The organism is Allotamlana fucoidanivorans (assembly GCF_045788535.1).
In the GTDB taxonomy this organism is placed as follows: Bacteria; Bacteroidota; Bacteroidia; order Flavobacteriales; family Flavobacteriaceae; genus Allotamlana; species Allotamlana fucoidanivorans.
On sequence record NZ_CP074074.1, the window covers coordinates 2,235,867 to 2,248,427 of the forward strand.

Sequence of the window (12,561 nt, forward strand, 5' to 3'; positions counted from 1 at the left end):
TTATGGGTAGTAAATCCATAAAATTTAGAACGGTAACATATTTGTTTAATGATTAAAACACATATAATGAAAAAGCTTTTGTTTTTTTTCATAATGATAACTTTATGTAGTTGTCAATTCCCTATCAATGCTCAAGAAAAACCTAACATCATTGTATTATTTGCTGATGATGCAGGTTATGGTGATTTCGGATTTCAAGGTAGCACTGTAATGAAAACACCTAATTTAGATAAGCTTGCTGCTTCGGGAATTAAATTTACTCAAGGTTATGTTACCGATGCTACCTGTGGCCCTTCAAGAGCAGGGTTGATAACAGGTAAATACCAACAGCGATTTGGTTATGGAGAGATAAATGTTCCTGGTTATATGAGTCCTAGTTCTAAATTCTTAGGGGATGATATGGGCTTGCCTTTAGATCAAAAAACAATAGCAGATTATTTAAAAACCTTGGGGTATACCAATGCAGCTTATGGCAAATGGCACTTAGGTGACGCTGATAGGTTTCATCCTTTAAAAAGAGGTTTTGATGAGTTTTATGGTTTTAGGGGAGGAGCCAGAAGTTATTTCGGTTATGAGAATTTGGAAAAGGTTCATAAGGACAATAAAATGGAGCGTAATTTTGAAAACTATGAAGAGCCAGATGGATACGCAACAGATGTTTTTGCTGATGAAGCTGTTGCTTTTATTGAGCGTAATAAAAATAATCCTTTTTTCATTTATTTAGCCTTTAATGCGGTTCATACGCCTATGGAGGCTACTGAAGAAGATTTGGCCAAGTTTCCTAATTTAAAAGGTAAACGAAAGGAAGTTGCCGCCATGACCTTGGCTTTAGATAGAGCTTGTGGTAGAGTAATGGCTAAGCTTGAAGAGTTAGGTCTAGACGAGAATACAATTGTTGTGTTTTCAAATGATAATGGCGGACCTACAGATAAAAATGCGTCATTAAATTTGCCTTTAAGTGGAACAAAATCTAATCACTTAGAGGGCGGAATTAGAGTGCCTTATCTTATAAAATGGCCTAAAAAGTTAGATCCAGGAACTGTTTATAACTATCCTGTAAGTACCTTAGATTGGTTGCCTACTTTTTATGCTGCTGCTGGAGGAAATATGTCAGAACTTGAAGATATTGATGGCGTTGATTTGGTTCCTTATGTTAATGGGGAAAAGGAAGGCAGACCTCATGAAGATATGTTTTGGAAAAAGGAAGCACGAGCCGTTTATAGACACAATGATTGGAAATTAATTCGTTTTGCTGATAGACCGGCTGAACTTTACGATTTAACAAAAGATAGTACGGAACAGAAAGATTTAGCGTCACAAGAACCCGAAAGGCTAAGAGCCATGTTCAAAAAACTTTTTGCGTGGGAATTAACTTTAGAACGTCCACTCTGGATGCTTCAACAGCAATTTGAAAAATACGATACCGACAGAATGGATCGCTTTAGAACACCTATACTTGTTAAGAAAGAAATGCAGCAGTATCAAAATATTGAAAATGATAATTTAAAAGATTAAGTTTTTTTGGTCAATGTTTAATAGGTTATATTGTTTTACTAAGCTATATCCCGTCGGTTAGGTTGAGAGTTTTTCTAGTAGTTATCTGAATTCAAATTCAGTAAGAAAAATTTAAATATGGTTACAACTGAAAAGGAGTATTAATAAAACAGAGGGTTATTCTAAAGGTATTGGCAACACGGTAAACAGAGGGTATTAATATGTCTGATATTTATGGAGATAATAACAACATTTCTGTCAAATAATTTATAAAGGAAATAACCGCCCCCCTTTTTTTTCATTACTCTATTGATTAATTTCATCAATAAGTATATTCTAATCAATGTTAACCGAAAACGATTTAAAGAGATTATCTTCTATGGCACATGAGAAAACACTTTTTTGTTTCTATATTTTACTTATAACTTTTAATATAAGCTTTACTCAAAACCCGCAGTTTTCCACGGCAGGTTTTTATCCAGTAGAAGGTAGCAACCGCAAAGTTTATAATTTCAATCCTGGATGGCGATTTTACAAAGGAGATATAGAAAATGCCTATTCAATAGGTTTTGATGATTCCAATTGGTTGGCTGCCAATTTACCACACGGGCTAGAGATATTGCCCGAAAACGCTAGTGGAGGCAGAAATTATCAAGGCATTGCGTGGTATCGCAAAGAGTTCCAAGTAAAAAAGGATGATCTTCAAGACAAGATGTATATCTATTTTGAAGCTGTCATGGGTGTGGCCAAAGTTTGGGTTAACGGTCAACAAGTTGCAGAACATTATGGAGGTTATCTGCCTTTTGTAGTAGATATTTCGGAAATAGTGACCACAGGTAAAAATGTCATAGCTGTCATGGCTGATAATAGTGATAGTAAGCTCTATCCACCAGGAAAAAATCAATCGGGACTTGACTTTAGCTATTTTGGAGGTATTTATAGAGATGTTTATTTCATTAAAACAAATCCTACTCATGTAACTTTTAAAGAACTTAGCCATACAGAAGCTGGAGGTGGTGTTTTTGTTGGGGTTTTAGATATTAAAGACAACAGTGCTAAAATAGAGGTGCGAACCGAAATTGTAAACGCATCCAAAAGGTCACAAGATATTATTGTAAAAACCATTCTTGAAAATCAGGAGCAAAAGAAACTAAAAACCATAACCCAAAAAATAAAGTTAAAACCCAATGAAACCAAGCAGTTAGTAGAAGAACTTGTTGCAAAAAATGTGCGACTCTGGCATCCAGAAGATCCCTATTTACATTTTATAAAAACAGAGATCATTGTTGATGGAAAGCAAGTAGATCAGTTACGCACCCGTTTTGGCATTCGGCTTTATGAGATGAAAGGAGCTGAAGGCTTATTTATAAATAAAAAGCCCATAGGGAAAAAGCTTATTGGTGTAAATAGACATCAAGATTATATGTATGTGGGTAATGCGTTGCCAAATTCAGCACATTACAGAGATGTAAAATTGTTAAGGGAGGGTGGAAGCCACATCGTTCGCGTAGGACACTATCCTCAAGATGATGCGTTTTATGATGCGTGTGATGAGCTAGGAATGATTACCACAACGGCCAATCCTGGTTGGCATTTCTTTAATTTCAAGGAACAAATTTTTGAAGAGCGCCTCTACGAAGATTCCCGAAACCTGGTGAGAAAGGATAGAAACAGACCCTCCATTTTGCTTTGGGAAACAGCACTCAATGAAACCCCTTCACAGCCAGGCCATGTCATGAATAATATGCATAAGGCAGCCCATGCGGAATATCCATTCCCAGGCATGTATACGGTAACTGATTATGAAGAAGCTAAAAAAGGAGGCTTGGATGTGTATTATCACGGTTATGATACAAACATAAACTCATTCAACAGGGAGTTTGGTGATGGTAATGAAGTAGATGACTGGTATTCCCAAAATTCCATAGTAAGGGTTAAGCGTGAATGGGGTGAGAAGGCTATGTTAGATCAATCTTTAAGGCAAGCCGAGCGATTGGCAGAACGTTACCTAACAGGTAAAGTTAGAATTGGTGCCGCCATGTGGGCGGGTATTGACCACCAAAGAGGCTACCATCCCGATCCCTTTTGGGGAGGTCATTTGAATGTGGCACGCTTACCACGTTATACCTATTACCTGTACCAAAGTCAAAATGATCCTAACTATAAAATAAAAGGGACAGATAAGGTTACCACGGGACCAATGATATACATAACAAATGAATTAACACAATTATCACCTTCAGATGTGGTCATTTTTAGCAATTGTGATGAAGTTCAATTAACATGGTTAGGTAAGGACTATGGTATGCAAAAGCCTAGTAGAGATGATAAATACAAAGGATTACCACATCCACCATTTATTTTTAAAAACGTTTTTAGTTTGATGCAAGTCACAACCAGAGGCCCTCAAGGTAAAAAAGAGCTTCCCAAAATGATTGTAAAAGGTTTTATAGAAGGAAAGGAGATAACTGAAGAAGTGAAGGTGTACGCCCAACGTTCAGAAAAGTTGAAATTGTGTATTGATGCTGAGGGCTTGGATTTAGTCGCTAATGGTTCTGATTTTATTCCTGTTAGAGCAACTATTGTAGATAAAAATGGAACAAAAAAAGTATTGGCAGAAGATTATGTGTATTTTGAAGTTGAAGGACCAGCAGAAGTTATTGGAGGAATAAGTAATATGGCGAACCCAGCAAAATCATCCTTTGGAATTGCTACAGCGTTAATCAAAACTACTCTGAAATCAGGTTCCATTAAAGTAAGGGCTTATGTTGATGGCCTAGAGTCTGACGAAATTACTTTGGAGTCCAAGCCTACAAATTTGCCTTTATACTATTATGAGGAGTATATGAACAACTCTAAGAAACAAAACCTCGACATTGTAGTAATTGAACAAAAACAAGAGGAAAATTTACCAACAGACGTCAAAGAATTGCAAGAAGAATTAAAAAAGCTAAAATTAGAATTAGTGGGGAAAACACAGGCTTTAATGGAACTGAGGAATAACCCGAAAGGGGAATAAAAGACTTAACTCTAATTAGTTTAGTGCCGTTAATAAAAGGAGACTCTTTGGCTAATAGAGCTTTATTTTAGCAATATCCACATTATGGAAATCAAGGTGGAGAACCTTCTAGTATTATTAGAAAGGGAAATTGGAAGCTTATTCATTATTACGAAGATGGTCGTGATGAATTATATAACCTATCTACCGATCCGTATGAGCAGCAAGATGTTTTTAAAGACAATATAATTAGGTCAGAAGCTTTAAGACTAGAATTAAATGCTTTTTTAACGGAGACTAATGTGCAAATTCCAACCGTAAACCCAAATTACGATGAGGTTTTGGCTGAAAAACAATATGAAAACAGAAAAACAAACATGCTTCAAAGATTAGAAAAAGAACTTAAACACTTCTTGGATAAAGCGTTTAAACCAAATGAAGATTGGTGGAATAGTAGCCTTACCAAAGATTAATTATTTAAAGTTGTCTTTTTCTGTTAAGGCTTCAAACACTAGTTTTAATACCCATTTGTTTAGACTGTAAATCTTCAAGTTACTGTTCTTTAGAAGTAGAAGACTCTCTTACAATGAGTTCGGCATCCAGAATTATCTTATTTAGAGCCTGTTTTACTGTTTTTTTCTTGGTGTAATTTAAAAATGTTTTTGCCGCTTGCTTACCAATTTCGGTACTATGTTGGTTAATACTTGTTATAGAAGGTGAAAGCATGGCTGTAAAAGGTTCATTGCCAAAACCAACCAAAGCAATATCTTGAGGAACTCTTATATTATTTTCTTTAAGCACCTGAAGCGCTCCGAGAGCTGCGTAATCACTGGCCACATAAACAGCATCGGGTTTGTTCTTTAAACGGAGTAATTGTAGCATTTTATCTCGGCCGTCATCGGTGGTCAGGCTACATTCAATAAGAAGTTCGCTGTCAAGAGGCAAATCGTGTTTTTTTAAGGCATCAATATATCCCTTAATACGGTTATTGAAAATTCTAGTATGTCTATACCCACCAATATGTGCAATGCGTTTACAGCCTTGGTTTACAAGATGTTCTACAATAACATGGCTGCTTTTGTAGTCGTCAATACCTATATAGTCTACATTTAAATCATTTTCTCCTCTATCAAATAGAATTAAAGGAATACCCTTAGATTTTATTTTTTCGTAGTATGATAGGTCAATAGTTTCATTGGCCATAGATGCTATAATACCATCTACTTGGGTAAACAGCAAGGTGTCTATATTATTACATTCTTTTTGGTAAGATTCATTAGACTGGGTAATAATAATATTATAACCTTCTTTGTTTAAAACTTCCTCAATATTTTGAATGACTGAAGAAAAGAAGTTACTGTTAGTACGGGGTACAATAACACCCACTAAATGACTTTTACCTTTTCGTAACGCACTGGCTAGGTGATTGGGCTGATAGTTTAAATTTTTGGCTACCTGCTTAACAGCTTTTTTGGTTTTCTCGCTAATTCTAGGATCATTGTGTAGCGCCTTTGAAACCGCTGCGGGAGATATGTTTAAGACGTTAGCAATATCTTTTATTGTAGTTTTCTTTTTGATATTCAATTTTTTTATATATTTGCTTAAACGTTTAAGCAAATATACTCTTAAAGTTTGTGTAATCAAAACCTTATTGTAAAATAATAAACTAAGTGGGTTTTGATTTATTTACGGTAGAATGGTTAAACGTTTAACCAAAGTTTAAATAAATTAAAATAAGACTATTAAAATGAGTAAAGTAGTAACATTTGGAGAAATCATGTTAAGATTAGCTCCTCAAGGATTTTTAAGATTTTCACAAGCAAATAGTTTTGATGTGATTTACGGGGGCGGTGAGTCTAACGTAGCAGTTTCTTTAGCTAATTATGGTGTTGATGTTGATTTTGTAACACGTTTACCAAAAAATGATATTGGTGAATGTGCCATGATGGAAATGCGTAAACGTGGTGTTGGTGTAGATAAGATTGTTTGGGGTGGAGACCGTTTAGGGATTTATTTCTTAGAAACTGGAGCTGTATCTAGAGGATCTAAAGTAGTTTATGACCGTGCTCATTCTGCAATGTCTGAAATTGAATCTGGAATGATTGATTGGGATGCTGTTTTTGAAGGTGTAGAATGGTTTCACTGGACGGGTATTACGCCTGCTATTTCTCAAGGTTCTGCTGATGTTTGTTTAGAGGCTGTTAAGGTGGCTAGCGCAAAAGGAATTACTATTTCAACCGACTTAAATTATAGAGCTAAATTATGGAAATATTGTGATGCGGCTCATAGAGAAAAGGTAATGACAGAATTGACTTCTTATTGCGATATCGTATTAGGAAATGAAGAAGATGCTGAAATGCATTTTGGTATTAAGCCAGAAGGGATTACAGTACAAACACAAGGGCATGATGTAAAAGCTGAGGCATTCTTGTCTGTATGTCAACAAATGATGGAGAAATTCCCAAGAGCTAAAAAGGTAATTACTACACTAAGAGGTTCTATTTCTGCATCTCACAATACTTGGGCTGGTGTACTATATGATGGTAAGAAAATGTATGAAACACGTCAGTATCAAATTACTGATATTGTTGATAGAGTAGGTGGAGGTGACTCATTTATGGGAGGTTTAATTTACGGATTATTAAAATACCCTGAAGATGATCAAAATGCATTAGATTTTGCTGTAGCTGCTTCTTGTTTAAAACATACTATTAAAGGTGATGCAAACCTAGTATCTGTGGCTGAAGTAGAAAAATTAATGGGAGGTGACGCTTCGGGTCGTGTAGCAAGATAATACATGGATTTCATTATTAACCTGTTGCATACTGTAGCTATGTAACAGGTTAATAGTTTCTATTAACAATAAGAAATATTAAAGAAAAATGGCACAATATTCAAGATTAGAAGTAGCTCAAGCTATGAAAGACACAGGGATGATTCCTTTATTTTTCAATAGTGATATTGAGTTAAGTAAAAAAGTTTTAAAAGCGTGTTACGATGGTGGCGCTAGATTATTAGAGTTTACTGCACGTGGTGATTTCGCTCACGAAGTTTTTGGAGAGTTAACCAAGTATGCTATTAAAGAACTTCCAGGAATGATTATGGGAGTTGGCTCTGTGACCGATGCAGCTGCAGCTTCATTATATATGGCTTTAGGCGCAAACTTTATCGTTACACCCGTATTAAGAGAAGATATTGCTATCGCTTGTAACCGTAAAAAAGTATTATGGTCGCCTGGTTGTGGAAGTTTAACTGAAATCGCTAGAGCTGAAGAGCTTGGATGTGAAATAGTGAAATTATTCCCTGGTGATTTATACGGACCAAAATTCGTAAAAGGTATTAAAGGACCTCAGCCTTGGACAAGCATTATGCCAACAGGAGGTGTTTCTCCAACCGAAGAAAACCTTAAAGGTTGGTTCGATGCAGGAGTAACTTGTGTGGGTATGGGATCTCAATTAATTTCAAAAGAAATTATAGCCAATAAAGATTATGCTAAGCTAGAGCAAGATGTAAAAGCTGCTTTAGATATCATTAAAGCCGTTAGATAGGTATTGAATCATATCAATTAGTTAGTTAAAGAGAGTCGCTTTTAAGTGGCTCTTTTTTTTGTCATAATATTGACTAAAATGAGCAAATTAACCGATTTAATTTATTGTTCGTACAAAAGTATTCTTTTTTTGAACGATTCATTTTTTTATTATTGTTACATTTAATTTATGTATCAATTTAAAAGTAACCAAGCTTAAGGGTGTTTGATTGAGTAGAGGCTTTAATTTTATGCTCACCTATATTTACTTAATGTCAATAAAAAAATAATGCGCCTAATACTAAATATTTTTTTTCTCACTTTTTTTCTGTTCAACGGTTTTTCTCAACATAAAACATATCAATTTACACATTTATCAACAGCCGAGGGTTTATCGCAAAGTTCAGCAATTACCATAGAACAAGATAATTTAGGTCAAATATGGATTGGTACTAGAGATGGCCTTAATAAATATGATGGGAGTAAATTTAAGATTTATAGAAATGATATTGACAACGAGAATTCTATCAGCAACAATGATGTATTATCCATTACCCAAGATAGTCAAGGCTACATTTGGATTGGTACGTATAACGGTTTAAATAAATATAATCCTAAAACAGATAGGTTTACACGCTATTTTCATGAGCAAAACAGCAGCTCCCTAAGTAATAATACCGTATGGGCTATTAAAGAATTGTCTAATGGCGATATTTTAATAGGTACTTCAAATGGGCTCTCTGTATATGATAAAAAAAGTAATCGTTTTTCTTCATACGTTCAAAATGAGTTGTATAGCGGTTTGGCTGGAAACCATATACTTTGTATTAAAGAAACAAGGAAAGGACGGGTTTTTATTGGCACAGCAACGGGTTTATGTGAGGTGGTCAGTCTGGAACCGGCGCATTATCGTTTTAGGTATGTTGAAGAAAGTCAGGCACTTTATATTCAAGATTTAGTTGAGTCACAAGAGGGACATATCTTAATAGCAACAAAGGCAAAAGGCGTGCTAAGTTATGATCCTGTTAATCATAGTGTTGAGTCCTATTTAAAAACAGATAAATTACATGAAGATGAAAATAATGTAAGACGCCTCTTATTTGATAAAAAAAATCAGTTATGGATAGGTACTTATAATGGCATAAGAATTATAGGGAGCAATAATGAGATAACCTACTTGAAGTCAAATATTAGTGACCCCAAAAGTTTAAGTAAAAACTCAATAAAATCTTTGTTTTTAGATAGAAAAGGATCGGTTTGGATTGGTACTTATTATGGGGGGGTAAATATATGGGATGATGCCAATGTGAATTTTTCCAATTTAACCCAGAGTGCAGGTGTACTTGGTTTGAATTATAATGTAGTGAGTTCAATGGCTCATTTCAAAAATCGTATTTTTTTAGGTACAGAAGGAGGAGGTATTAATGTCTATAATAAGACCAATAAATTGTTTTCCTATATAGATCAGAAAAATTCTAAGTTGTTACCCGATAATAATATAAAAGCGGTCAGTGTAATTGAAAAAAATGAGTTATGGATAGGAACCTTTAATAAGGGGATAGCAATTTACAACTTAGAATTAGGAAAGTTGGAAAATCATAAAGTCCCGGTAGCGCTCATAAATGTTTTGAAAGATGTCGGAGTTTATAGCATAAAGCAAGACTCAAAAAGAAATGTTTGGCTGGGTACTTTTGGTAAGGGAATAGTAACCTATAATTTAGATACAAAGAATATTTCGACTATTACAACCTCAAATGATTTTTCACAGTCACTTTCTAGTAATTTGGTGAGAGTTATATGGTGTGATTCTAAGGGCAACATTTGGGCTGGAACCGAACGTGGATTGAACAAAATTGATCAAAACGGTCTTGTTACCTCATATTTTTATGATATGAACAGACAATTCGGTGAAGATATCTTATCGGTTTTTGAAGATAGTATTGGAGATATTTGGGTAGGAACGAAAGCCAGGGGCCTATTTAAACTAGAAGGAACTACCTTTAAGTCTATTGAACTTATTGAAAATAATATTGAAGTTTCAGCGGTTCATAGTATTCTTGAAGATGATTTGGATAATCTTTGGATTAGTACCAATCATGGCATTGTGAGGTTTGGTAAAAATTCAAATAAAATTGACTTTTTTAATCAAAAGGACGGGCTAGTTGGAAATGAATTTAATAATAACGCATCCTTAAAAGTTAATCGTTCTGAGTTTTATTTTGGAGGGCCATCAGGGGTAACATCTTTTAATACAAATCAGTTAACAAAAAACGCGTATGCCCCTCAAGTTATTTTAACAGATTTTGCAGTAAAAAATGAAGTCATTATTCCGCAAGCAGAAAATGATATTTTAAAAGAAGCGCTTCCCTTTACAAAATCGATAAAACTATCTTATGACCAGGGAAATTTTAGTGTTAGCTTTTCAATGCCCAATTTCATAAATTCAAAAAACAATAGATATAAGTATAGATTAAAGGGACTAGAAGATAGTTGGAATTATACTTTGAGTAATGCGGTGTCATATACAATTCAAAATCCGGGGAATTATGTATTCGAGATAACAGGATCTAATGGTGATGGAGTTTGGAACGAATCAGTAACATCGCTTAGTATTGTTGTTAAGCCAGCGCCTTGGCGTAGTTGGTGGGCGTTCTTAATTTACGGATTACTTATTACTACAGCTCTATATATGTTATTAAGTATACTAAAGTCAAAAACCAAGTTGCGTCATCAATTGGAGTTAGAGTACATAGAAGGAGAAAGAACTAAAGAAATAAATAAAACCAAGCTTGAGTTTTTTACAAATATTTCTCACGAATTTAGAACCCCGTTAGCATTAATACTTGGGCCTCTTCAGCAAATTATTGAAGATTATAGAGGAAGTAATAAAATATATAAGAAACTTTTAGTTGTAGAGAATAGTGCCAATCACTTATTGCAGCTCATTAATAGACTTATGGATTTTAGAAAGTTAGAGAATAACCTTTATAAGTTGGAAGCGGCAGAAGGTAATGTTGTGAAGTTCTTACAAGAAATTTATTTGTCCTTTACAGAGTTTGCAAAGGATGGAGGTTATCAGTATAACTTTACAGTTTCTGAAGAAGAATTACTGGTTTATTATGATCGTAATAAATTAGAACGCGTGTTTTATAATCTCATTTCAAATGCCTTTAGATATACGCCAAAAGGAGGAATTATTAACCTCCGCATCTTTAGAAAGGAAAACGAAGTTGTAATTAAAGTTGAAGATACGGGAGTTGGTGTAGCTAAAGAATATCAAGATAAAATATTTGAACGGTTTTTTGAGGTAGCTGTGAATAACAAACCAGATAACGATTATAATAAAGGTACGGGGATTGGTTTGTCTATTGCTAAAAATATTGTAAATCTTCATAAAGGAGAAATTTCTGTTTCAAGTAATACAGATGATAAGGGGTCTGTATTTACAGTTGTTTTACCAATGGGAATTGATCATCTTTCTGAAGAAGAGATTGTTAAAAATTTTAAGTTTAGTGATGATCTTTCTCAATATGTGGAACAATTAGAAAAAAATGACATTGTTTTAGATGATGCCATTAAAGAAGTTCCTGAACCTGAAAATCAAACTATTTTATTGGTAGAAGATAACAAGCCTTTAAGAAAGTTTATGAAGAGTATCTTAAAAAGTACATACAATATTCTCGAAGCAGAAAATGGAAAAGTAGGGATGGGGTTAGCCCAAAAAGAAAGTCCTGACCTTATTATAAGTGATGTGGTTATGCCCGTTATGGCCGGAACAGAATTATGTGCAGCTATAAAAGAAAATATAAAGACCAGCCATATCCCGATAATCTTACTAACATCCAGAACTTCACTTATATACAAACTGGAAGGATTAGAGCGAGGGGCTGATGATTACATAAGCAAACCTTTTAATGTAGTTGAGTTTAAAGCCCGTATTAAGAATTTATTAGAATCAAATGCAAGATTAAAGCGCAAGTTTACGGAGCAAAGTGTTTTACAACCTAATGAAGTTACAGTTACCTCTATAGACGAGCGACTCTATAAAAAAGCGGTTCAAATAGTTGAAGCGAATATAAGCAATGGCCAGTTTGATGTGCCTTTTTTCTGTTCTGAGTTAGGGGTTAGTAGAACGATGCTTTTTACAAAAATAAAAGCATGGTCTGGTTTCACTCCAAATGAATTTGTGCAACATTTTAGAATGCAGCGAGCAGCTCAACTTTTAGAACAAGGTAAAATCAATGTGTCAGAAGTAAGTTATAAGGTCGGATTTAAAAACCCAAAGTACTTCAGTAGATGTTTTCAAAAGAAATTCGGGAAATCTCCAACCCAATATGCGGATAAATTTGGTGCGATGTAGTTGAATTTTTGTTTGTAAGTAGTTGTTTTTTAGTGTTTTGTATTTTTTTACCCCTTTTTATGGACTTTTAAATCTATGTTTTGTTCTAGTTTTAAAATATGAAAAATCAAGAACCAAAAAGACCTTTTATTGAGATTTTATTAGTCTTAATAATTGTTGTGTTTAGTTTGATTATCATCTATC

At 34.3% G+C, this 12,561-nt stretch carries 7 protein-coding genes; 6 read left to right on the forward strand and 1 reads right to left on the reverse strand.

Translation table 11 applies throughout. The features are described from left to right. Nucleotides 1-66 precede the first annotated feature (66 nt). The 3 genes from KFZ70_RS09835 (at nt 67) to KFZ70_RS09845 (ending at nt 4,965) form a co-directional block, all read left to right on the forward strand. Nucleotides 67-1,515: a sulfatase gene (locus KFZ70_RS09835; protein ID WP_139695526.1), complete on the forward strand. Its 1,449-nt coding sequence runs from the start codon at nt 67-69 to the stop codon at nt 1,513-1,515. Nucleotides 1,516-1,837: 322 nt separating this feature from the next. After that, on the forward strand, nt 1,838-4,513 hold the full coding sequence (locus tag KFZ70_RS09840; protein ID WP_139695524.1) for a glycoside hydrolase family 2 protein: 2,676 nt from the start codon (nt 1,838-1,840) through the stop codon (nt 4,511-4,513). A gap of 281 nt (nt 4,514-4,794) precedes the next feature. Beyond that, nucleotides 4,795-4,965, forward strand: coding sequence for a hypothetical protein (locus tag KFZ70_RS09845; protein WP_158293178.1), 171 nt, complete (start codon nt 4,795-4,797; stop codon nt 4,963-4,965). Between the two features lie 79 nt (nt 4,966-5,044). On the opposite strand, the gene KFZ70_RS09850 is transcribed toward KFZ70_RS09845, so the two are convergent. Further along, complete coding sequence (locus KFZ70_RS09850) at nt 5,045-6,076, reverse strand: LacI family DNA-binding transcriptional regulator (protein ID WP_139695522.1); 1,032 nt, start codon at nt 6,074-6,076, stop codon at nt 5,045-5,047. Between the two features lie 163 nt (nt 6,077-6,239). Here KFZ70_RS09850 and KFZ70_RS09855 point away from each other — a divergent pair, with 163 nt between their 5' ends. The 3 genes from KFZ70_RS09855 to KFZ70_RS09865 all read left to right on the forward strand — a co-directional run bounded on the left by KFZ70_RS09855 (nt 6,240) and on the right by KFZ70_RS09865 (nt 12,378). Next, the gene (locus KFZ70_RS09855; protein WP_139695520.1) at nt 6,240-7,286 is read left to right on the forward strand and encodes a sugar kinase; all 1,047 of its coding nucleotides are present in this window, start codon (nt 6,240-6,242) and stop codon (nt 7,284-7,286) included. A gap of 88 nt (nt 7,287-7,374) precedes the next feature. After that, nucleotides 7,375-8,040, forward strand: coding sequence for a bifunctional 4-hydroxy-2-oxoglutarate aldolase/2-dehydro-3-deoxy-phosphogluconate aldolase (locus KFZ70_RS09860; protein WP_139695518.1), 666 nt, complete (start codon nt 7,375-7,377; stop codon nt 8,038-8,040). Nucleotides 8,041-8,307: 267 nt separating this feature from the next. After that, nucleotides 8,308-12,378, forward strand: coding sequence for a two-component regulator propeller domain-containing protein (locus tag KFZ70_RS09865; RefSeq protein WP_139695516.1), 4,071 nt, complete (start codon nt 8,308-8,310; stop codon nt 12,376-12,378). Nucleotides 12,379-12,561: the final 183 nt, after the last annotated feature.

Bases quoted from the DNA above. Each gene is read 5' to 3' on its own strand.
- KFZ70_RS09840 (WP_139695524.1), top strand. From the start codon at position 1,838: ATGTTAACCGAAAACGATTTAAAGAGATTATCTTCTATGGCACATGAG.
- KFZ70_RS09835 (WP_139695526.1), top strand. From the start codon at position 67: ATGAAAAAGCTTTTGTTTTTTTTCATAATGATAACTTTATGTAGTTGT.
- KFZ70_RS09855 (WP_139695520.1), top strand. From the start codon at position 6,240: ATGAGTAAAGTAGTAACATTTGGAGAAATCATGTTAAGATTAGCTCCT.
- KFZ70_RS09860 (WP_139695518.1), top strand. From the start codon at position 7,375: ATGGCACAATATTCAAGATTAGAAGTAGCTCAAGCTATGAAAGACACA.
- KFZ70_RS09865 (WP_139695516.1), top strand. From the start codon at position 8,308: ATGCGCCTAATACTAAATATTTTTTTTCTCACTTTTTTTCTGTTCAAC.